Annotated in this window: 18 protein-coding genes; 11 read left to right on the top strand and 7 right to left on the bottom strand. The window is 72.6% G+C overall.

Going from position 1 to position 19773, the window contains the following annotated elements; translation table 11 throughout:
* Nucleotides 1-27 precede the first annotated feature (27 nt).
* On the bottom strand, nt 28-258 hold the full coding sequence (locus ACGF12_RS31785; protein ID WP_393037749.1) for a hypothetical protein: 231 nt from the start codon (nt 256-258) through the stop codon (nt 28-30).
* On the opposite strand from ACGF12_RS31785, the gene ACGF12_RS31780 reads away from it, so the two are divergent.
* From ACGF12_RS31780 to ACGF12_RS31765, 4 genes are all read left to right on the top strand, one after another.
* Nucleotides 251-580, top strand: coding sequence for a DUF397 domain-containing protein (locus ACGF12_RS31780; protein ID WP_393037746.1), 330 nt, complete (start codon nt 251-253; stop codon nt 578-580). The genes ACGF12_RS31785 and ACGF12_RS31780 overlap by 8 nt on opposite strands.
* Nucleotides 581-675: 95 nt before the next feature.
* Nucleotides 676-1326: a LysE family translocator gene (locus tag ACGF12_RS31775; RefSeq protein WP_393037743.1), complete on the top strand. Its 651-nt coding sequence runs from the start codon at nt 676-678 to the stop codon at nt 1324-1326.
* A 265-nt stretch (nt 1327-1591) separates the two neighbouring features.
* Nucleotides 1592-3094 carry a hypothetical protein gene (locus tag ACGF12_RS31770; RefSeq protein ID WP_393037740.1) on the top strand — a complete coding sequence of 501 codons (1503 nt, stop codon included), beginning with the start codon at nt 1592-1594 and terminating at the stop codon, nt 3092-3094.
* Entirely contained in the window at nt 3091-4149 is a 1059-nt protein-coding gene (locus tag ACGF12_RS31765; RefSeq protein ID WP_393037737.1) for a hypothetical protein, read from the top strand. The genes ACGF12_RS31770 and ACGF12_RS31765 overlap by 4 nt, the downstream gene beginning before the upstream one ends.
* 11 nt (nt 4150-4160) lie before the next feature.
* Here the strand turns inward: ACGF12_RS31765 and hrpB are convergent, their stop codons facing one another.
* Together hrpB and ACGF12_RS31755 are read right to left on the bottom strand one after the other, a co-directional pair.
* The gene (gene hrpB / locus ACGF12_RS31760; RefSeq protein ID WP_393037734.1) at nt 4161-6749 is read right to left on the bottom strand and encodes an ATP-dependent helicase HrpB; all 2589 of its coding nucleotides are present in this window, start codon (nt 6747-6749) and stop codon (nt 4161-4163) included.
* Nucleotides 6677-7555, bottom strand: a complete 879-nt coding sequence (locus ACGF12_RS31755) for a class I SAM-dependent methyltransferase (RefSeq protein WP_393037731.1) — start codon at nt 7553-7555, stop codon at nt 6677-6679. The genes hrpB and ACGF12_RS31755 overlap by 73 nt, the downstream gene beginning before the upstream one ends.
* A 413-nt stretch (nt 7556-7968) precedes the next feature.
* Between ACGF12_RS31755 and rpsA the strand changes: the two genes are divergently transcribed.
* Nucleotides 7969-9459: a 30S ribosomal protein S1 gene (rpsA, locus tag ACGF12_RS31750; protein ID WP_153460312.1), complete on the top strand. Its 1491-nt coding sequence runs from the start codon at nt 7969-7971 to the stop codon at nt 9457-9459.
* 307 nt (nt 9460-9766) lie between these two features.
* A complete protein-coding gene (locus ACGF12_RS31745) occupies nt 9767-11968 on the top strand; it encodes an MMPL family transporter (protein ID WP_393037727.1) in 2202 nt (733 codons plus the stop codon).
* On the opposite strand, the gene ACGF12_RS31740 is transcribed toward ACGF12_RS31745, so the two are convergent.
* Nucleotides 11951-12382 carry a MarR family winged helix-turn-helix transcriptional regulator gene (locus ACGF12_RS31740; protein ID WP_393037724.1) on the bottom strand — a complete coding sequence of 144 codons (432 nt, stop codon included), beginning with the start codon at nt 12380-12382 and terminating at the stop codon, nt 11951-11953. The genes ACGF12_RS31745 and ACGF12_RS31740 overlap by 18 nt on opposite strands.
* 62 nt (nt 12383-12444) lie before the next feature.
* On the opposite strand from ACGF12_RS31740, the gene ACGF12_RS31735 reads away from it, so the two are divergent.
* Both ACGF12_RS31735 and coaE read left to right on the top strand, forming a co-directional pair.
* Nucleotides 12445-13086, top strand: coding sequence for an MBL fold metallo-hydrolase (locus ACGF12_RS31735; RefSeq protein WP_393037721.1), 642 nt, complete (start codon nt 12445-12447; stop codon nt 13084-13086).
* 88 nt (nt 13087-13174) lie between these two features.
* Nucleotides 13175-13774 (top strand): dephospho-CoA kinase, encoded by a 600-nt coding sequence (gene coaE, locus ACGF12_RS31730; protein WP_393037718.1) that lies wholly within the window; start codon nt 13175-13177, stop codon nt 13772-13774.
* Between the two features lie 81 nt (nt 13775-13855).
* On the opposite strand, the gene ACGF12_RS31725 is transcribed toward coaE, so the two are convergent.
* Nucleotides 13856-15028: a sensor histidine kinase gene (locus ACGF12_RS31725; RefSeq protein ID WP_393037715.1), complete on the bottom strand. Its 1173-nt coding sequence runs from the start codon at nt 15026-15028 to the stop codon at nt 13856-13858.
* Between the two features lie 172 nt (nt 15029-15200).
* On the opposite strand from ACGF12_RS31725, the gene ACGF12_RS31720 reads away from it, so the two are divergent.
* Complete coding sequence (locus tag ACGF12_RS31720; RefSeq protein WP_393037712.1) at nt 15201-15740, top strand: GNAT family N-acetyltransferase; 540 nt, start codon at nt 15201-15203, stop codon at nt 15738-15740.
* A 157-nt stretch (nt 15741-15897) separates the two neighbouring features.
* Here ACGF12_RS31720 and ACGF12_RS31715 read toward each other — a convergent pair whose 3' ends face one another.
* A complete protein-coding gene (locus tag ACGF12_RS31715) occupies nt 15898-16653 on the bottom strand; it encodes a hypothetical protein (RefSeq protein WP_393037710.1) in 756 nt (251 codons plus the stop codon).
* 70 nt (nt 16654-16723) lie between these two features.
* Here ACGF12_RS31715 and ACGF12_RS31710 point away from each other — a divergent pair, with 70 nt between their 5' ends.
* Entirely contained in the window at nt 16724-17614 is an 891-nt protein-coding gene (locus ACGF12_RS31710) for a LysR family transcriptional regulator (RefSeq protein WP_393037707.1), read from the top strand.
* Between the two features lie 223 nt (nt 17615-17837).
* Nucleotides 17838-18395, top strand: coding sequence for a hypothetical protein (locus ACGF12_RS31705; RefSeq protein WP_393037704.1), 558 nt, complete (start codon nt 17838-17840; stop codon nt 18393-18395).
* Nucleotides 18396-18496: 101 nt separating this feature from the next.
* Here the strand turns inward: ACGF12_RS31705 and ACGF12_RS31700 are convergent, their stop codons facing one another.
* Nucleotides 18497-19303, bottom strand: coding sequence for a hypothetical protein (locus ACGF12_RS31700; RefSeq protein WP_393037701.1), 807 nt, complete (start codon nt 19301-19303; stop codon nt 18497-18499).
* Nucleotides 19304-19773 lie beyond the last annotated feature (470 nt).

Raw genomic sequence — 19773 nt, 5'->3', positions numbered from 1 at the left:
ACTCCAGAACCACTGAAGCCAGAATGATCAAGAGATCGCAGAGCGGCTCGCTTTTGATCCGCCGTCCGTGGTCCTCGATTCACCCGCCGCCGAGACGGACAGTGCCAGAGGGCGGCTGTCGTGTTCGGCCAGCAGGATCGTTGCATGTGCGGCGAACTCCGGATCGAAGAACGGAGCGTAAGCCGCCTCCCAGGATGCGGCGTGGATCTCGCCGAGGACGTCCCCGTCGTACTGGTCGGCGCGACGAACTGTGAACATCCGGCGAGCCTATCGGGGGCGCCGCGTTCATGGTCAGCCGCCTGGAGTACCCGGACCAGCCCGTCGAACTCGCCGTGGAGCACTCGCACGAGGACGTCGAGGGCGCGGCCGACCCCTTCTCAACGCGGCCAGCTGGCGCAAGAGCAGCTACAGCGGTACGAACGGCGGAGACTGCATCGAGGTGGCCCCCGGATTCCCCGGCCTCGTCCCCGTGCGTGACTCCAAGGACCCGCAGGGCCCGGTTCTCGTCTTCCCTGTCCCCGCTTGGGAGGCCTTCGTGGTGGCCGTCTGCAAGGGTGACCTTCCGGCGCAAGGCTGCTGAGGAGCTGACTGGTAGCTCTCTTCGGCGCGGTGGGCCGCACATGGGCGTGAGCTGCTAGGTTGCGCCCAGGCGAACGCGTGTGTGGAGGTCGTGCTGTGATCGGGCTGGGAGCAATAGCGGGGATCGCGTTGGTGGAGTTCGGCATGGTGCTGACACCGGGGCCGAACATGATCTACCTGGTCTCCCGCTCGATCACCCAGGGCCGTCGGGCGGGGCTGATCTCGCTGGCCGGGGTCTTCCTCGGCTTCCTGGTCTACCTCTTCGCGGTGTCCGCCGGCATCGCCACGGTCTTCGCTCTGGTGCCGGAGATCTACTTGGCGATCAAGCTGGCCGGAGCGGGCTACCTGCTCTGGCTGGCGTGGAAGGCCGTCCGGCCGGGCGGCCGATCCGCTTTCGCGACTCAGGAGTTGGCGCCGGACGGGTCCCGCAAGCTCTTCCTGATGGGCTTCCTCACCTGCCTGCTGAATCCCAAGGTGGCCATCCTCTACATCTCGCTGCTGCCGCAGTTCGTCGACCCGGCGCGTGGCCATGTCGGCCTGCAAGGGCTGCTGTTGGGGCTGACCCAGATCGCGGTGGGGGTCGCGGGCAACGCGTTCTTCATCGTGACGGCCGGCTCCGTCGCCGGGTTCTTCGCACGGCACCCGCTCTGGCAGCGCCTTCACCGCTATGTGGTGGGTACCGCGCTGGCGGGCTTCGCCGCCAGGATCGCCACCGAACGAACGGGCGCGGCGGTCGCCCTGCACTGACAGCTGGGCGCTGAAGGGCCTTGCGAGTTGCCCGAGGCCCCGCTACCCCGTCGACGGGGCAGCGGGGCCTTTCGCATGAGGTCTGGGCCGGAAGGCCCCCGGTTCGGGCCCGCGGCCCCTTCACGAACCCTTGACAGAGATCGTCCACGATTCCGCAACCTGCCCCCCCTGAGAGTGCGTCAGCATGCAAACGGAGGCCGCTGATGTGGCCTCCTCCCGCTGCGGCGGTTCGCACTTTCTTCACTTGAGGGGGAGTCGCACACACATGGTCAGCCCGCAGTTCATCACCGGTCCGGTCGCCCCGGCCGCCGCTCCCGGTCAAACCGGCGGCACCGACGGGGGCTCGGCACCCGGCAGGCTCGTCCTGGCCGGCGGTGCCGGTAGGCCCCCGTCCCACCCGGCCCCCGGACCGGTGACCACCCGGTTGGACAGCCCGTACGAACTCGGTGCCTCGGCCGGGGCCGCCCGGCAGATAGCCACCGATCTGAACAGCACCAACGGCAAGGCCGAGGCCATCTTCACCCGCCTGACGAAGGCCGTCGAGAAGGCCACCGCCGCCGACCAACGGGCCGCCGGTGCGCTCCGGGGCGATGTCGGTAGCAGCACCACGTCCTTCAACCCCGCCCCGTACGGCGGCGGCCCGGTCGCCGACGCCAACCGGGCCAAGGACCTGCTGGCCAAGGCCGACGACCTCACCCCTCGGGAGCTGAAGAAGCTGCAGGACCTCATGGCCGCCAACGCGGGGAACAAGGACTTCGCCACCACCTTGATCAACGGCCTCGAACACCACGGCAAGACCGGTCAGGACGCCCTGATGGAGTACGGCCGGATCTATGACGGCCTCGCCCACGGCAAGCGCCACGCCCACGACTTCCAGGCCGTCCTCGACGGCCTGTCCGTGTCCCTCGCCACCGCCACCCACGACGGCGGCACGGGCAAGGACTGGGAGGACGGGCTGCTGGCCGCCGCCAGGCGCCGCGACGGCGCCGACGGGTACAACACCAACTACCCGGCGCTGACCGCCTTGATGGGGGCCAAGGGAACGTTCGACAAGGCGTTCCTGCTCAAGGTCGGCAACGATCTGGTCGACCACGAGCGCGGCAGCACGGCCAAGGGCGAGGACCTCTGGGGGCCGAAGTGGACCGGTCGCCCCTTCCAGACGGACCCGGTGGGCGGCCTGATGAACGCGCTCAGCCGCAGCCCCGAGGCGTCGAAGGACTTCTTCGACCCCGGGAAGAGCAGGAACCTGGACTACCTGCTGCACGAGCGGAAGTGGCGCGACGCCATGACGCCCGACGTGACGGGCCGAGCGAAGCCTCAACTGGAGTCCCTCGTCCACTACTCCGCCTCGACCCTCGGCGCGCTGGACGCGGTGTTCGCCGACGCGGCGCTCGACCATGCGGACGCCGACAACAAGACCGTGGACTGGCAGGCGAAGATGACCTACCACGCGATCGGTGGGGTCGTGGGCCTGATTCCGGAGTTCGGGGACGCCGCGCAGCGCTTGGTCGACGTCGGGACCTCGATGTGGGCGGACTCCGCCAAGGGAGAGATCGACACCCACCTCAAAGGCGACCTGAGCTCCCACTTCTCGGCCGGACGGCAGCAACTGGACGCGATGCTCAACTACAAGCTGATCGAGTCCGGATACGACCACTTCGCCTTGGACGGCGACGGCAGCGTCCCCGATCAGCTCAAGCGGAGCGCGGGGAGCGCCTACAACACCGGGATCGACAACACCTACCGCACCGTGTTCGGTAGGGCGTGAGCGCCGTGGAGACCGAGAAGAAGAACGAGCCGGTCGGCGAGCCCGCCGCGACGCCCGACCGCCCGGGGTCCGCCACGCACGGCCGGCGGGGGTGGTTGCCGCCGGTGGTGCTGGCGGTCTTCCTGGCCCTGGCCGGGTCGGGGTGGTTCGCGCTGAACCGGCTGACGAACCTCGGCGGACCGGACAGCGTCTGCGACGGAGCTGCTTCGGCGGATCTGGTGCACGATCTCCTGGGTCCCGGGCGGGTCAGTGACGCCACGGCGGGATACGAGCCGACGAAGAACTTCACCGGGAGCTGCATCGCCATCGTCAAGTCCGGTCTGTTCGGGACTACCGAGAAGACCATGTGGTTCACCATCCGCCGCGGCACCGATGAGGGCCCGGGCGAGTGGGCCGCATCGGACGCCCGGCTGTTTCCCGGCGGCTCGGTCACCCCGGAGGCGGCCTGGGCCGTGCTTCCCGAGGGCTGCTCCAAGGGGGTGCGGGCCGAGGTGCACACCGCCGACGAGCAGGGCCACGACGAGGAACGTGCCCGCTTGGCCGTGTCGTTCGCCAACGCGGTGGCCAAGGCACGCGCGTGCGGGGACCGGAACCTCGCGGTACCGAAGAGCCTGTCGGCGAAGGGGGCCGAGACGGACCCGGACTGGGCGAACCTGTGCGGACTGCCCGGGTTCGCCCCAGCCAAGGACCCGAGCATCCCGAGCAGCCCGGTGACCTTCCGGCAGCGGGCCACCACAGCCTCGGACCCGATCTGGTCGTGCACGATCGCCGATCGCTCGTCGTCCCTGACCCCGCAGGTTTTCGCGATCACGACCGAGCCGCAGACCACCACCGTGGCCAGACGGCTGCACGACAACTCGGGCTTCGTCGGACGGGCCCAGTCGGTCGCGTACGGGACACTCATCGCCACCTGCCGGGGCAAGGACGTCTACTTCACCGTCACGGGCGGGTTCGACTCGTCCTTCAGGAGCCGGTTGTTCCCCGACCAGGAGGGCCTGGTACGGCAGTTCCTCACCGCCGGCGGCAAGGCGATCGGCTGCGAGCCGATCCTCTAGGAACGCCCCCGCTACTTCCGGGTGTTGGTGCGGCGGGTGGGTTCGGCTGTCGTCGGGTCCTCGGGCCAGGGGTGGCGGGGGTAGCGGCCTCTGAGGTCGGCGCGGACGGCCCGGTAGCCCTCGCGCCAGAACGACGCCAGGTCGCCGGTGACGGCGGCGGGCCGGCCGGCGGGGGAGAGCAGGTGGATGGTCAGTGGGACACGGCCGGCGGCCAGAGTGGGGGTAGTGGTCCAACCGAAGAGTTCCTGCAACTTGACGGCCAGCACCGGGCGTTCGGTGGTGTAGTCGACTCGTATCTTCGAGCCGGACGGCACGGTGATGCGTTCGGGGGCGAGTTCGTCCAGGCGGCCCGCCTCGCCGGTGACCCAGGGGAGCAGGCGTTGCAGGGCGGCCGTGGTGTCGATGCGGGCGAGGTCGGCGCGGCGGCGGGCACGGGAGAGTTCGGGCTCCAGCCATTCTTCGGCGCGGTCGAGCAACGCGGTGTCGCTGACGTCGGGCCAGGGGTTGCCGATCGCGGTGTGGAGGAAGGCGAGGCGTTCGCGTAGGCCGGACGGGAAGGTCAGTAGGGTGCTGACGCCCTCGCGGGTGAGGCCGTCCAACAGAGCAGTCCGGACGAGGGCGGGGTCGGGGCGGTTGAGGGGCTTCTCGGCGAGTTCGATGGCGCCGAGGGATTCGACCTGGCGGGAGACGACTTCACCTCGCCGGGTGTCCCAGTGGACCTCTTCGCGGGCGGTGAGCATCGCCGTACCCGCTTGGTGGGCGGTGTCCTCATCAAGGGCGGCGGCGTGCAGGATACGGGCGGAGTGCGAGCCGGCCGGGCGATCGGCGACCGCGACGGCGAGCCAGGGCAGGGCGCCGAGTCGGGTGTCCGGGGCGAGTTCGGCAGCCGTCCCGGAGGCCATCAGGTACGGGCTGCGCTCGCCGGGGGCGGGCTTGTCGACCCGGGCGCGGGCGATGCGCTCCGGGAACGCCAGGGCGACGACGAGGCCGGCGGCGGTCGGGTCGGGCAGTGCGGTGGCGGGTTCGTCGGAGGTGGCACGCAGCAGTCGGCGGACCTCTTCGCGCCAGCGTCCGGCGTAGGGGTCACCGGAGGAACGGACCAGCCGCCACACCGCGCCGAGGTCGTCGCCGAGGGCGCGCGGTGGTTCCTCGGAGAGCAGGGCGACCACCTCCGCCGCTCGCCGCGCGCCGACCGCTGCCGCGCCGTCGACCAGGGCGCGGGCGAGCCGGGGATGCAGCCCGGTGCGGGCGAGGCGGACGCCGCGCGGGGTGGCCCGGCCGTCGGCGTCCACCGCGCCGAGGGCGAACAGGGTCTGCCGGGCTGCGGCCATCGCCCCGGTGGGCGGGGCGTCGGGCAGAGCGAGGCCGGTGGCGTCCGGGTCGCCCCAGCAGGCGGCCTGGAGAGCAAAGGAGGTGAGGTCGGCGAGGGCGATCTCGGGGGTGGGGAAGCGGGCGGCGCGGGCGTCCTCGGCCTCGTGCCAGCAGCGGTACACGGTGCCGGGGGCTTCGCGCCCCGCGCGCCCCGCGCGCTGTCGGGCGGCGGCGAGCGAGGCCCGGACGGTGACGAGGCCGGCCAGGCCACGGGCGTGGTCGGTGCGGGGTTCGCGGGCGAGTCCGGCGTCCACCACGATCCTGACGCCGGGCACGGTGAGCGAGGACTCGGCGACGGCGGTGGCGAGCACCACCCGACGCGAGGTGGACGGGGTGAGGGCGGCGTCCTGGACGGCCTGCGGGGCGCGGCCGTGGAGTTGCAGGACCTCGGCCGCCACTCCCGCCAACTGCCCGGCGACGCGGGCGATCTCGCCGACGCCGGGCAGGAAGCAGAGCACGTCTCCCGCCTGTTCGGCGAGCGCCCGGCGCACGGTCGCGGCGACGTGGTCGAGCAGCGCCGGGTCGACCCGGGTCCCGTGGGCGGGCCGGACGGCGCGCGGCGGCGGCGCCCAGACCACGTCGACCGGGTGGGACACCCCGTGCGCCTCCACCACCGGTGCGCCACCGAGCAGTTCGGCCCAGGCCGCGGTGTCGGAGGTGGCCGACGCGCAGACCAGTCGCAGTTCGGGCCGCAGTGCCGCCCGGACGTCCAGCAGGAAGGCGAGGGCCGTGTCGGCGTCCAGGTGTCGTTCGTGGCATTCGTCCAGGACGACCACGTCGACCCCGGGCAGCTCCTGGTCGCGCTGCAGCCGTTGCAGCAGCACCCCGGTGGTGACCACCTCGACGACCGTCGAGGGGCCGACCTTACGATCCCCGCGCACGGTGTAGCCGACCCGGCCGCCGACGGTCTCGCCGAGCAGCCAGGCCATCCGCCGGGCGGCGGCCCGGACGGCGAGCCGGCGCGGTTCGGCGACCACCACGCGCCGCACCGGGTGGCCGTCGGAGAGCAGCCCGGCCAGGGCGAGCGGCACCAGCGTGGTCTTGCCGGTGCCGGGCGGCGCGGCGAGGACGGCGGTGCCGTGCTCCTCCAGCGCGTCGTGCAGGGCGGGCAGGGCGGTGCGGACGGGCAGGTCGCGCCAGGCCGGGTGCAACAGGCTCAGCCCCGCTCGGTGACGAAGATCGCCGTGCCCGGGATCAGCCGTCCGCGCAGCGGGGACCAGCCACCCCATTCCTGCTCCAGGCCGGCCGGCCACTCGGGCTCGACCAGGTCGATCAACCGGAAGCCGGCGCCGACGAGTTCACGCACCCGGTCGCCCAGGGTGCGGTGGTGCTCGACGTAGGTGGCGCGGCCCTGCTCGTCCTGCTCGACGTACGGGGTGCGGTCGAAGTAGGAGGACATCGCAGTGAGGCCCTCGACGCCGGGCTCGTCCGGGAAGGCCCAGCGGATCGGGTGGGTCACCGAGAACACCCAGCGCCCGCCGGGCCGCAGCACCCGGTGCACCTCGCGCATCAGCCGGTCGGTGTCGGCGCTGAACGGGACGGCGCCGTAGGCGGAGCAGGCGAGGTCGAAGGACGCGTCCGCGAAGGGCAGCACGGCGGCGTCGGCCTGGACGACCGGGACGGGCTCGGCGCCGCGGCCGAGGTCGATCCGGCGGGAGTGCTGGAGCTGGCGGTAGGAGATGTCCAGGGCGACCGGGCGGGCGCCCCGGGCGGCCAGCCAGCGGGAGCACTGGGCGGCGCCGGCGCCGATCTCCAGCACGTCCTTGCCCGCGACCTCGCCGAGCAGTCGGGCGTCGGCCTCGTCGAGACCTTCGGGGCACCAGGTGAAGCGGTCGTCGCCGAGGAACTCGCCGTGCTCGTCCTGGTACTCGTCGGCGTTGCGGTCCCACCAGTGCCGGCTGGCCCGGCTGCTCTCCCCGACGCCGGCCGTGCGCCGCACCGCGTCGTCGCCGTCCTCCTCCTCGACCCCTGCGGGGGAGGTGTCAAGATCGTGCAGGTTCGACTGGGGGGTGGTGGCCACGGTGACAATGCCCATCGCGTAGGGTATGGAGTGCGGAAGCGCCGCTGCCGCGAACCGGCCCGATTTTGGACCGGATCCTGGCGGTGGCATCCGGGGACAGGGCCCCTTCGGGCGCCACCGCGAGGTGCGCAATCGGAGGATATGGCCTGATCCGTACCGGGCTCCACCGTCTTGCCTCTTCTGGCGTTGACCGTGCCTGGCCGTCCCCGTATGCTACAAGTTGCGCTGCGGGCCTGCGCGCCTCGGACGGAGCAGGTCGCGCTCGCATCTGTCGAAGACCCCACGGTCGCAAGACGGACGCCGGTTCTCGTTGGACGAGATTCCCGGTGTGCCGTGTTCTTGGCTGTCCGGCTTTCGGTGGGAGCGATACGGGCCCTCCGCGTGGCATTACCTACGACTTTCATGTCCGTACCGGAGCCCTTTTCCTAATGACGAGCCCCACCGACTCCTCCCTCAGCACCACCCCGCAGGTCGCGGTCAACGACATCGGCGACGCGGAGGCCTTCCTCGCCGCCATCGACGAGACCATCAAGTACTTCAACGATGGCGACATCGTCGAGGGCGTCATCGTGAAGGTCGACCGTGACGAGGTTCTCCTCGACATCGGTTACAAGACCGAGGGCGTCATCCCGTCCCGCGAGCTCTCGATCAAGCACGACGTCGACCCGCACGAGGTCGTCGCCGTGGGCGACAACATCGAGGCCCTGGTTCTCCAGAAGGAGGACAAGGAGGGTCGTCTCATCCTGTCCAAGAAGCGCGCTCAGTACGAGCGTGCCTGGGGCACGATCGAGAAGATCAAGGAAGAGGACGGCATCGTCACCGGTACCGTCATCGAGGTCGTCAAGGGTGGTCTCATCCTCGACATCGGCCTCCGTGGCTTCCTCCCGGCCTCGCTCGTCGAGATGCGTCGCGTCCGCGACCTCCAGCCCTACGTGGGCAAGGAGCTCGAGGCCAAGATCATCGAGCTGGACAAGAACCGCAACAACGTGGTCCTGTCCCGCCGTGCCTGGCTGGAGCAGACCCAGAGCGAGGTCCGCCAGACCTTCCTCACCACCCTGCAGAAGGGCCAGGTGCGCTCCGGCGTCGTCTCCTCGATCGTCAACTTCGGTGCCTTCGTGGACCTGGGTGGCGTCGACGGCCTGGTGCACGTCTCCGAGCTGTCCTGGAAGCACATCGACCACCCGTCCGAGGTTGTCGAGGTCGGCCAGGAGGTCACCGTCGAGGTTCTCGACGTTGACATGGACCGCGAGCGCGTCTCCCTGTCGCTGAAGGCGACCCAGGAGGACCCGTGGCAGCAGTTCGCCCGTACCCACCAGATCGGCCAGGTCGTTCCGGGTAAGGTCACCAAGCTGGTTCCGTTCGGTGCGTTCGTCCGCGTGGACGAGGGCATCGAGGGTCTGGTCCACATCTCCGAGCTGGCCGAGCGCCACGTCGAGATCCCGGAGCAGGTCGTCCAGGTCGGCGACGAGATCTTCGTCAAGGTCATCGACATCGACCTCGAGCGTCGTCGCATCAGCCTGTCGCTGAAGCAGGCCAACGAGGCCCTGGGTGCCAACCCGGCCGAGGTCGAGTTCGACCCGACCCTGTACGGCATGGCTGCCTCCTACGACGACCAGGGCAACTACATCTACCCGGAGGGCTTCGACCCCGAGGCGAACGACTGGCTGCCCGGCTTCGAGAAGCAGCGTGAGGAGTGGGAGCGCCAGTACGCCGAGGCGCAGTCCCGCTTCGAGCAGCACCAGGCCCAGGTCATCAAGAGCCGCGAGGCCGACGCCGAGGCCGCTGCCGAGGGTGGCGACGCCGTCGCCGCCGCTGCCGGTGGCTCCTACTCGTCCAGCAGCGACGAGGGCTCGGGCGCCCTGGCCTCCGACGAGGCCCTGGCCGCCCTGCGCGAGAAGCTGGCCGGTGGCCAGAGCTGAGGCTCTCGTCCCCGCTAGCTGACAGCTAGGCAACGGGCCCCACCCGGATTTCCGGGTGGGGCCCGTTGGTTTTTCCGCGACTGTTCGCGTGTTCGCGTGCCTGTTCGCCCGTGTGCCCCGTGTGCCCCGTGTGCCTGTCCACGTCCTCGCCGGCGTTTTTCGGTGACTGTTCACCGGCTCTTCGTTTTCCGCTTTGACTTATGTGTGGTTTATGTGTAGAGAAGTGTGAGATGAGGCTCATTGCCCTGCTATAGGCCGGACTTCTGGATGCACCTACATTGAGTGGAGCTGCCCGAAAGGCTCCTTCATGCGCAACCGCTCCTCCGCCCCCACCGCAGTGGTCGACGGCCGGCTCGCCGCGATCGGCCGGTTTTGTTTCCGCCACCGCCGCTGGGTCCTCGGCTTCTGGGCCGTCGTCCTGGTCGTCGGGGTCCTGATCGGGGGACGGGTCTTCGAGGGCTCGGTGGCCGGAGCCTCCTCCGCGACCGCCGAAGCGGACCGGGGCAGCGCCGTGGTCGCCGCGGCCGATCCGGTCAAGGGCACCGTGACCGCGGTGGTGGACGGCAAACCGGTCGACGACCCGGCCGTACGAGCCGCCGTCGAGAAGGCCGTCACCGAGATCGCCGCCCTGCCCGGGGTCTCCTCCGCGCAGGACGCCTACGGCTCCGACCCGGCCCAGGCCGCGCTGCGCGCCACCGACGGGACGGCGAGCCTGGTCACCGTACGGATGGCCGCCACCTCGACCTCCGCGCAGACCGACGCCGTCACCCACCGGCTGGCCGCGCTGAACGGCGCCGACGGGGCGCACGTGACCGTCGGCGGGGACCTGGTGCTCCAGCAGGAGGTCAAGAAGCAGACCGAGAGCGACACCCGCTTCGGCGAGATGGTGACCCTGCCGCTCACCCTGGTCGTCATGGTGCTGGTCTTCGGCGGCCTGGCCGCCGCCTCGCTGCCGTTGATCGGCGCCATCGCCTCGATCGGCGGGGCGCTGCTGGCCATGTTCGGGTTCAGCCAGATCATGGACATCGACACCAGCGTGCTGCCGATCGCCACCGTGCTGGGGCTCGGGCTCTCGATCGACTACGCCCTGCTGATGGTGAACCGTTTCCGCGAGGAACGCGGCCACGGCGCGGGCATCGCCGCCGCCGTCGAACGCACCGCCGCGACCGCCGGCCGCACCGTCGCCTTCTCCGGACTGACCGTCGCCGTCGCACTGTCCGGTCTGTTCGTCTTCACCAGCCCGGTGCTCGGCGCGGTCGCCGCGGCCGGGGTGAGCGTGGTGGTGATCGCGGTCGCGGCCGCGCTGACCCTGGTCCCCGCGCTGCTCGGCTTCGCCGGCTCCCGGATCAAGGCGCCCGCCGCGCCCGTGCCGGACGAGGGCTTCTTCAGCCGGACCGTCCGCCGGGTCCGCAAGCGGGCGGTGCTCGTCGCGCTCGCCTGCGTGGCGGTGCTGATGGCGGCCGGGGCGCCGTTCCTCCATGCCGAGATGCGCAGCTCCGGCGCCGCCGTGCTGCCCGCCTCCTCGGCCGGGCGGCAGGTCGCCGAGACCGTCGACCACCGCTTCCCGCAGGTCGCGGCCGCGCCGATCACCGTGGTGGTCGAGGGCGGCGCCCAGGTCGCCCAGGCGTACGCGGACGACGTGGTCGCCAAGCTCCCCGGGGTGAGCGGGGTGCGGGCGGTGGCCCCGGTGGGCGACAAGGTGTCCACCGTGGACGTCCTGGTGCACGGCGACCCGCAGGGCGCCACGGCCAAGCAGGTGGTGGACGAGCTCCGGGCCGACCGGGGCGGGCTGAAGACCTATGTGACCGGCGGCGCGGCCTCGGTGGTGGACTTCAAGGACGAGCTGCTGTCGCGCGGGCCGTGGGCGCTGGGCCTGGTCGCGGCCGGGACGCTGGTGCTGCTGTTCCTGATGACCGGCTCGCTGGTGATGCCGGTCAAGGCGCTGCTGATGAACCTGCTCTCGCTGGGCGCCTCGCTCGGCGCGCTGACCCTGGTGTTCCAGGACGGGTGGTTCAGCGGGCTGCTCGGCTTCAGCCCGACCGGCGGGCTGGAGACCTTCATCCCGGTGCTGGTCTTCGCCTTCGCCTTCGGGTTGTCGATGGACTACGAGGTGTTCCTGCTCGCCCGGATCAAGGAGCTGCACCAGCGCGGGCACAGCTGTACCCGGGCGGTGGAGCTGGGCGTCCAGCGCAGCGGTCGGATCATCACCTCGGCGGCGTTGCTGATGGTGATCGTTTTCGCGGGCTTCGCGGCCGGGGACATGCTCATGGTCAAGCAGATGGGCATCGCGCTGGCGGTGGCGGTCGCGGTGGACGCCACCCTGGTGCGCTGCCTGCTGGTACCCGCCGCGATGAGCCTGTTCGGCGAGTTCAACTGGTGGGCGCCGGCCCCGCTGAAGCGGCTGCACAAGCGCTTCGGGCTGAGCGAGCACGTCGAGCTGCCCTCGCTGGAGCAGCCGGCGGTCCCGGCGCAGCGGCCGGAGCCGGTGGGGTCAGCTCAGGCGGTGTAGCAGCTCGACGCTCGCGCGCAGCTGGGCCCGTTCCTCGGCGGTGAGGCGGGACTCGATGGCGGTCGCGATGTGGTGCTCGCGACGGGCCCGCTGGTCGAGCAGGGCGGTGTGGCCGGCCTCGGTCGCGGCGATCAGCTGCTTGCGGCCGTCGGTGGGGTGGGGCTGCTGGGCGACCAGTCCGGCCTCGCTCATCAGGGCGACGGTGCGGGCCATCGACTGGTGGCGCACGCGCCGGCGTTCGGCGAGTTCGGCGACGGTGTAGGAGCGTTCGTAGCGGACCAGCAGGCCGAGGACGGCGGCCTGGTTCGGTGGCAGTTCGTCGCTGTCGCGCAGGGAGCGGACCAGGCTGCCGAGGGCGGTGCGCAGGTCGGCGGCGAGTTCCAGGGTGTCCGGGTGTGGTGCTTCGCGAGGCATGGGAGCAGTCTATCCGGAATTTCAACAGCAAAACTGTACAGTCATGCTGTATGGTTTTGGCCATGCGAATCACCAAGTTCGGACACGCCTGCGTACGCATCGAGCACGACACCACCACCGTCGTCGTCGACCCGGGGGCCTTCACCGACCCCGCCGCACTGGCCGGGGCGGACGCCGTCCTGATCACCCACGAGCACATGGACCACTTCGAGGAGTCCCGGCTGCGCGCCGCGCTGGAGGCCCACCCGGCCCTGCGGGTGTGGACCAACAGCATCGTCGCCGCCCAGCTGGAGGGCGTCGGGCAGCGGGTCACCGCGGTCGGCGAGGGCGACGCCTTCGAGATCGCCGGGCTCGGCGTCTCGGTGCACGGCGAGTGGCACGCGGAGATCCATCCGGACGTCCCGCGGGTGAGGAACATCGGCTTCCTCTTCGACGGCCGGCTCTTCCACCCCGGCGACGCCTTCACCGTGCCGCCGCACGCCGTGGACACCCTGCTGCTGCCGCTCGCGGCGCCGTGGAGCAAGGCCGGCGAGGTGGTCGACTACGTCCGGGAGGCGGGCCCGCGCGTGGCGGTGCCGGTCCACGAGGCGACGCTCAGCCCGATCGGGCACATGGTGGCCACCCGGCTGCTCGGGCCGGACGGGCCGGGCACCGGCGCGGAGCTGACCGTGCTCGGCGAGAAGGAGAGCCTGGAGCTGGGCTGAGGGACGCCGGTCGAGGGGTTGCGGGTGGCGGGCTTGAGCTGCCGGGCCGGTACTGACGGGCCCGTGCGGCCACCGGTAGCCTGACGCCATGCTGAAGATCGGACTGACGGGTGGCATCGGCGCGGGCAAGAGCGAGGTGTCCCGGCTGTTCGCCGCGCGTGGCGCGGTGATCGTGGACTCCGACCTGATCGCCCGCGAGGTGGTCGCCCCCGGGACGGACGGTCTGGCGGCCGTGGTCGCCGAGTTCGGCCCGCAGGTGCTGCGCGAGGACGGCACGCTGGACCGCCCGGCCCTCGGGGCGGTCGTGTTCGGCGACCCGGAGCGGCTCCAGGCGCTGAACGCGATCGTCCATCCGCTGGTGCGGGCCCGCTCCGCCGAGCTGGAGGCGGCGGCCGCGCCGGACGCGGTGGTGGTGCACGACGTGCCGCTGCTGGCCGAGAACGGGCTGGCGCCGTTGTTCGACCTGGTCGTGGTGGTGGACGCCGCCGACGAGGTGCGGCTGGACCGGCTGGTGCGGCTGCGCGGGATGGCCGAGCAGGAGGCCCGGGCCCGGATGGCCGCGCAGGCCACCCGGGAGGGCCGGCTGGCGATCGCCGACCTGGTGATCGACAACGGCGGGCCGCTGGAGGCGCTTTCGGCGCGGGTCGACGAGGTGTGGGCGGAGCTGGCGAAGCGCGCCGCAGCCTAGGACACGCCCTGGGTTCAGGCCGTGCCGGGGCTCCAGCGGCAGTGAGGCTCAGGCCGTGCCGGGGCTCGGACGGTGCCGGGCTCAGGCCGTGCTGAGCGGCAGTCGGGCCCGGACGGCGAAGCCGCCCTCGGGCGTCGGCCCGGCGTGCAGGGTGCCGCCGAGGTCGTCGGCGCGGGTGCGCATGCCGTCCAGGCCGTGCCCGCCGGAGGGCAGGCCGGGGCCCGTACCGGCCGGTCCGGCGGGGGAGTTGACCACCGTCAGGCGCAGCCCGTCCGGGGCGACCTCGACCGTGACGGCCACCTCGGCCGCCGGGGCGTGCTTGTGGGCGTTGGTCAGGGCCTCCTGGACGATCCGGTAGGCCGCGTACTGCACCGCCGGTCCGGGCGCGGGCAGCCCCTCGTCCGGGCCGGTGAGTGTCAGACCCACCGCCAGCCCGGCCTGCCGGGACTCCTCGACCAGGGTGGGCAGGCCGCCCAGCGAGGGCGCCTGGTCGGAGGCCGGGGCCAGCACCCCGAGCAGGCCGCGCAGTTCGGTGAGCGCCTGCAGCCCGAGGGCGCGGATCAGGCCGAGGGTCTCCCGGACGGCGGCCGGGTCGTCGGCCTGGGCGATCTGCCCGGCGCCGGCGTGCAGGGTGATCAGCGAGACCCGGTTGGACACCACGTCGTGCATCTCCCGCGCCAGCCGGGCGCGTTCGGCGGCCGCGGCGCGCTCCTCGGCGTGCTCGCGGGCCTCCGTCAGCAGCCGGTTCCGCTCGGCGAGCATGCTCACCGTACGGGCGCGCTGGTGGGCGGTGAGCCCGAGGGCGAGCGGGACGGCGCCGAAGACCATCGGGTCTTCGACCAGATTGGCCAGTGCGGACGGGGTGCTGACGTCCCCGAGGTCGAAGGGGATCAGCAGCCGCAGCTCGGAGAGCGCCGCCAGGGCGTACAGCAGCGGGTTGGCGCCGCGCCGCGCGGCCAGCCCGTACAGGGCGACGGCGAGCGGGAGCTGGCCGCTCAGCAGGGTGACCGTCGCGGTGGCCGCCGGGTAGCGGCGGCGGAACGCGAGGGCGAGGGCGCCGAAGGCCATCAGGCTCGCGTTGACGTGCGGGGAGGTGGTCGGGCCGACGTCCGGGTCCTGCGCGGCGAGCGGGACGAGGACCAGCAGCACCACGGCGGTCGGCGCGAAGGTCCGGACCGGGCGGGGCAGGCGCAGCGGCGGACCGGGCAGCGGTGCGGTGAGGTCGACGGCCGGCTGGTCGGAGGGCTGGCGCATGAGGGGAATGCTTCCATACCCGGGGCGGTGCGGGACGATCATCGGATCGGGTGGCCGGTTGGTGACGGGATCCGGGTCGGACGGTGTGCCCTGGCGGGTGTCCGGTCATGTGATCGAACGGGTGGTCGGGAGGGGACTGGAACGGGGTTTGCGGGGAATGGACCATGGAGTGATGGATGATCGTCTTTCTTCCGAGCCGCCGACCGTGGTCCCGCTCGATCAGTACTCCCGCGCCGAGCAGCAGGAGATCCTCGGCCCCGGTGAGGACCCGTACGGCGTCGCGTACACCGGGCTGACCTTCCTGCCCAAGGAGATCCACTTCGGCATCCGGGCCGCCGACGGCCGGCTCGTCGCCCACACCGGGCTGCTGCCGCTGCCGCTGACCGTGGGCGGCGTCGACCTGGCGGCGATCGGCGTCGGCGGCGTCTGCGTCGCCCCCGACCGGCGCGGCGGCGGCCTCGCCCAGGCCGTGGTCGGGGCCGCCCTCGACCACGGGCGCTCGCTCGGCTTCCGGTACGCGCTGCTGTTCTGCCGACCGCCGCTGGCCGCGTTCTACCGGGGGCTCGGCTTCCGCGAGGTGGCCGAGGAGGTGACCGTCGAGCAGCCCGAGGGGCGGCTCGCGGTGATGCCGCTGCGCACCATGTGGCGCCCCCTGGCGGAGGACGCCGGCTGGCCGGAGGGGCCGGTACGGCTGCGCTCGCTGCCGATGTGACCGTCGCTCGGACGAGCGCCCGCTCGCCCGGTGAGCCGTCGCCGACGCGGTGGCGGGCGAACGCCGGTGGCCGACACCACCCCCGTGGGCGTCGGCCACCGGCGCGTTCGGGGTGGCTGTCAGCTGTCCCCGTCTCCCCGGTACCCGCGAGCACCCGCTAGGCACCCACGCGCGCCCCCTCGGTGTCCGCGAGCGCCCGCTCGGCACCCGCCGCGTGGGCGACGGCGGCCGCGGCCAGGGCGCGGATCATCGGGTGGGCCCGGGTGCCGTCGCCGGACAGCTCGGGCTGGAACAGCGAGGCCAGGAAGAACGGGTGCTCCGGCAGCTCCAGCACCCGGACCTGGCCGGACTCGTCCGCGCCGCTGAAACGCAGTCCGTGGGCGCGCAGCCGGTCCAGGTAGTCGGTGTTGAGGCCGTAGGCGCAGTGGTAGCGCTCCTGGGTACGGGTGGCGCCCAGGGCGCGCTCGGCCAGGGTGCCGGGGGTGATCTCGACGGCGCCCTCGTGGCCGACCAGGGAGCAGCTGAGCGGGACGATCACCTGCTGGTCGAGGTCGGGGTGCTCCTCGCCGTGGACGGCGTCGGTGATGCCGCAGACGTCGCGCGCGTACTCCAGCACCGCGTGCTGGAACCCGCCGCAGGTGCCGAGGAAGGGGATGCCGCGCTCGCGGGCGGTGCGCACGGCGGCCAGGGCGCCGGCCTCGCTGCGGTACGGGCTGCCGGGCAGCAGCCACACGGCGTCGAAGCCGTCGAGCGCGCCCGGTGCCCCGGCGTCCTCGGTGGGGATCCAGTAGGCGTCCAGGACGAGTTGGTCCTGTTCGGCGAGGGCGTCGAGCAGGCCGGGGATGCGGGCGTGCGAGCGGACGGCGGGGGAGCGGTCGCCGACCAGGGCGACCCGCGGGGTCAGGTAGGTCATGCGGCTATCCTGACCCCCAATCTGAGATCAGCGCCAACGATGATTTCTTACGTATCGATCAGATCGGTTGATGACCGCCGTGGATCCGCAGCAGCTGCGCACCTTCGTCACCGTCGCCCGTCTCGCCTCCTTCTCCGAGGCGGCCCGCGAGCTCGGCTACACCCAGTCCGCGGTCTCCCAGCAGATCGCCGCGCTGGAGGCGGACCTCGGCGCCGCCCTGCTGGTCCGCCGCCCGGTCGGCCCGACCGAGGCCGGGCGGCGGCTGCTGGAGCACGCCACCCCGCTGCTGGTCCGGCTGGAGGCGGCGCGCGCCGACGTCGCACGCCTGGCCGGTGCCCCCGGCGCCCGGCTTGTGCTCGGCGCCACCCCGCTGGCGGTCGGGGCGGAGCTGGGGCGCGCGCTCGGCGAGGTGCGCCGGGCGTATCCGAGTGTCGAGCCCGTCGTCCGGGTGCTCGCCCAGGACGTGCTGCCCGCTCAGGTCGCCACCGGCGAGGTCGACCTCGCGCTGATCGACGGTCTGGCCGCACCCAGCGACCCGCTGCCGCTGCCCGAGGTCGGCCCGCTGACCACCGTCGCGGTGGACGAGCAGCCGGTCGCGGTCGTTCTGCCGGTCGGCCACCCGCTGGCCGGCCGCACCGGCGTCGCACTCGCCGACCTGTCGGCCGCGCGCTGGCTCGACGCCCCCGACCTCACCCCGACCGCGGCCCGGCTGCGCGCGGCCGCCGGGACGGACGGCTTCCGGCCCGCCACCCGCTACCGGGGCACCGACGTGCACGGGCTGCTCGCCCTGGTCGCCGCCGGCCACGGGCTCACCCTGCTGCCCGAGGCGGTGGTGGCGCGGGCGCCCGGTATCGCGTGCGCGCCGATCGCCGTTCCGCGGCTGGTGCACCGCACCGAACTGGTGCACGGCAGCCTGCCGGAGGGGCCGGCGGCGCTGCTGGCGCGGCTGCTGGTCGGGTAGGGCGCTCGGACTGCCGCCGCCCGTTGCCCGGTCGGTGCCGGGAAGCCCGCCACCGTGTCCACGCGCGGTTCCGTAGTGCCGTCGGTCGGGCAACGCCCGTGCGGATGTGGAGAGGTGGCCACCGCACGTTCACATCCCGGGCCTGACCGTGGTCGCTCAGGTGGTGCTGTCATGGGCACAGTCGCCCGGCGTTCGGCCGGGCCGGCCCCCTGGAGAGCGCCACATGATGTTCCGTCAGCGTCTTGCCGTCGTCGCCGCGGCGGCCGCCCTCACCACCGCCGGGCTCGCCGCCGGTACCGCGCAGGCCGCCGCTCCGGCGAACCACAAGCCGGTCAAGTCCGGTACGTCCGCCGCGAGTTGCTCGCGGGCGTACCTGCCGCTGCCCGATCCGTCCTGCACGCCGGGTGCGTACAACCCGGCGGTCACCCAGGCCACCATCGGCTCGACCATCTGCGTCTCCGGCTGGACCGCCACCGTGCGCCCGCCGGCCAGCTACACCAACGCGCTGAAGACGCAGCAGATCGCGCAGTACGGCTACGCGGACACCAACCCGGCGGACTACGAGGAGGACCACTTCGTCCCGCTGGAGCTCGGCGGCGCGCCGCGCGACCCGCGCAACCTGTGGCCCGAGCCGCGCTACGGCAGCCAGCCGGCGCAGAGCAAGGACTCGGTCGAGAACAAGCTCAAGACCGCGGTGTGCGGCCACAGAGTGACCCTGGCGGCCGCCCGCAGCGCGATCGCCAGCGACTGGACCACGGCGCTCAGCCGCCTGGGGCTGTGAGCACGCCGCGCGTGTGAAAGTGTGCCGCCAGGCCCGTCCGGTCCCCTGTGCCGGACGGGCCTGGCGGCCGTCTGTGGGTGCCTGCCGCGGTGCGGCAGGTGTTACTGGTGCCCGTCGCAGCCCGGGAAGGCCTCGCACAGCGGCGCCGACATGCCGGTGGCGACGTACTTGTCCTCCGGGCCCTTCCAGGCGTCCTTGGGCTGGGCGCCCGCCTTGGTGGTCGCCCAGACCGACAGCTCGCTGACCCACCCGCCGTCGGTGGTGACGTACTCGTGCAGGGTGGCGGTGGAGCCGTCCTGCTGCGGGATGGTGAGCACCGCGGCGAAGTAGGGCGCGTCCTGGGCGCTGTTGACCTTCACCGTCGCGCCGGGCGCGGTCTTGGCGCAGGCCTTGAGCGCGTCCGTCAGGTACCCCTTCGCCAGGTTGGTCAGCTGCTTGGTGCCGCTGCTGTGGGTCGGGTCGCCGTGCACCAGCAGGGTCTGCTGGGCGGTCCAGCGGTCGCCGCCGAAGCCGACCGAGGACTTCGCGGCGACGCCGGTGAGCGGCCCCTCCTGGTCCTTGTCGGCCGCGGTGTGGCACAGCTCCATGCCCTTGAACGCGACCGCGCCGCTGACCGGCTTGGCGTTGGCCGCCAGCGGGGCGTAGTGGTAGGTCTCGTCCATCGGGATGCTCTTGGTGTCCATCCAGGCCTTGGCCGGGATGGTGTCGGCACCGTCGGTGGCGGGCTTGCTCGCGCCGGTGGTGGGCTTGGCGGTGCCGCCCCCGGTGGGCGCCGCGGTGGCGCCGGTCGGCGCGGGGGCGGCGGTCTTGCCGCCGTCCTGGCCGCTGTTGTCCGGGCCGCAGGCGCTCAGGGCGCCCGCGCAGAGCAGGGCGGCGGCGGTGGCGGTGGCCAGTCGAATGCTGCGCAACTGACGAATCCTCGGGTGTCCGGTGTCGTGGGTCGGGGCCTGGTGCGGAGGTGCGTCGACCGTCCGTCCTCGCCGACCGGTCGACCCGTGGCTGCGGGCACTCGGCATGGCTGTTCCTCCCCCGTTTCGTGCTGCCGTCCGGCCCCCTGGCTCCGCAGCCCACCACTGGTCTGAGGGACGTTCAGAGCAGGTGCTGCGTCGACGGCGGACGAAACCTATGACACAGGGGCGCCGGGAGCAAAGCGGGATTTCTCCGGGGGGTCGGGGGACTGCGGCAGTTGCAGCGGGCTGGTGGTGAACATGTGTGCGGGCGTGGCGGAAGCGATGGGTGGTGGGGGAGGGCCGCGAGGTTCCACCGCCCTGGTCGGACCCCGCCCGGTGCGGTGGATCTCCGTGCCGGGCGCCCGGTTTCGCGGTGGGTCGTGCCCGGTCGGGACGGTGCCCGCCGGGTGCGCCGGGGCGCCCGACAC

Origin of the sequence: Kitasatospora sp. NPDC048296 (genome assembly GCF_043201815.1) — a bacterium.
Lineage (GTDB): Bacteria > Actinomycetota > Actinomycetes > Streptomycetales > Streptomycetaceae > Kitasatospora.
This window is presented reverse-complemented; position numbering and strand designations above follow the sequence as displayed.

What these genes read in the sequence shown, in the direction of transcription:
- ACGF12_RS31725 (WP_393037715.1), bottom strand. Translation starts at nt 15,028, where the DNA reads ATGCGCCAGCCCTCCGACCAGCCGGCCGTCGACCTCACCGCACCGCTG.
- ACGF12_RS31705 (WP_393037704.1), top strand. Translation starts at nt 17,838, where the DNA reads ATGATGTTCCGTCAGCGTCTTGCCGTCGTCGCCGCGGCGGCCGCCCTC.
- ACGF12_RS31740 (WP_393037724.1), bottom strand. Translation starts at nt 12,382, where the DNA reads ATGCCTCGCGAAGCACCACACCCGGACACCCTGGAACTCGCCGCCGAC.
- ACGF12_RS31710 (WP_393037707.1), top strand. Translation starts at nt 16,724, where the DNA reads ATGACCGCCGTGGATCCGCAGCAGCTGCGCACCTTCGTCACCGTCGCC.
- ACGF12_RS31720 (WP_393037712.1), top strand. Translation starts at nt 15,201, where the DNA reads ATGGATGATCGTCTTTCTTCCGAGCCGCCGACCGTGGTCCCGCTCGAT.
- ACGF12_RS31745 (WP_393037727.1), top strand. Translation starts at nt 9,767, where the DNA reads ATGCGCAACCGCTCCTCCGCCCCCACCGCAGTGGTCGACGGCCGGCTC.
- rpsA (WP_153460312.1), top strand. Translation starts at nt 7,969, where the DNA reads ATGACGAGCCCCACCGACTCCTCCCTCAGCACCACCCCGCAGGTCGCG.
- coaE (WP_393037718.1), top strand. Translation starts at nt 13,175, where the DNA reads ATGCTGAAGATCGGACTGACGGGTGGCATCGGCGCGGGCAAGAGCGAG.
- ACGF12_RS31715 (WP_393037710.1), bottom strand. Translation starts at nt 16,653, where the DNA reads ATGACCTACCTGACCCCGCGGGTCGCCCTGGTCGGCGACCGCTCCCCC.
- ACGF12_RS31770 (WP_393037740.1), top strand. Translation starts at nt 1,592, where the DNA reads ATGGTCAGCCCGCAGTTCATCACCGGTCCGGTCGCCCCGGCCGCCGCT.
- hrpB (WP_393037734.1), bottom strand. Translation starts at nt 6,749, where the DNA reads ATGGGGTGGCTGGTCCCCGCTGCGCGGACGGCTGATCCCGGGCACGGC.
- ACGF12_RS31785 (WP_393037749.1), bottom strand. Translation starts at nt 258, where the DNA reads ATGTTCACAGTTCGTCGCGCCGACCAGTACGACGGGGACGTCCTCGGC.
- ACGF12_RS31755 (WP_393037731.1), bottom strand. Translation starts at nt 7,555, where the DNA reads ATGGGCATTGTCACCGTGGCCACCACCCCCCAGTCGAACCTGCACGAT.
- ACGF12_RS31735 (WP_393037721.1), top strand. Translation starts at nt 12,445, where the DNA reads ATGCGAATCACCAAGTTCGGACACGCCTGCGTACGCATCGAGCACGAC.